The sequence below is a fragment of the Bradyrhizobium sp. NBAIM08 genome (assembly GCF_020193935.1).
In the GTDB taxonomy this organism is placed as follows: Bacteria; Pseudomonadota; Alphaproteobacteria; order Rhizobiales; family Xanthobacteraceae; genus Bradyrhizobium; species Bradyrhizobium yuanmingense.
In genome coordinates this window covers 1-383 of sequence record NZ_JADYVR010001325.1, presented here as the reverse complement: position 1 = coordinate 383, position 383 = coordinate 1, and the positions used below count along the sequence as shown (strand labels likewise).

At 70.2% G+C, this 383-nt stretch carries 1 protein-coding gene; it reads left to right on the top strand.

Features of this window, described 5'->3' with window-relative positions; translation table 11 throughout:
* The coding region (locus I6F37_RS44740; protein WP_225155092.1) for an extracellular solute-binding protein at positions 1-383 on the top strand (383 nt) is incomplete at both ends.

The following is a 383-nucleotide window of genomic DNA, read 5'->3' as shown; positions in this document are numbered from 1 at the left end:
CCACCCGACCTGTTCCTCATCAACTACCGGTTCGTGGGACCATTCCTCGCCAGCGGCGCGCTGGAGCCGCTGCAGGAACGGCTGGACGACTCCGAGGTGCTCGCCGAGGACGCGATGTACGACCTCGCTGTCGACGCCTTCCGTGACCGCGACGGCGAGGTCGTGTGCCTCCCGCAGAACGTCTCGTCGCTCGTCGTGTATTTCAACCGGGACCTCTTCGAGGCGGCCGGCGTTCCCGTCCCGGCGGCCGGCTGGACGTGGGACGACATGACGGCGGCGGCGGCCGCGTTGCGCGACGGCGAGCGGTACGGCCTCGGGCTCGAGCCGTCGATCATCCGCCTGGCGCCGTTCGTGTGGTCGAACGGCGGCGAGCTCGTCGACGA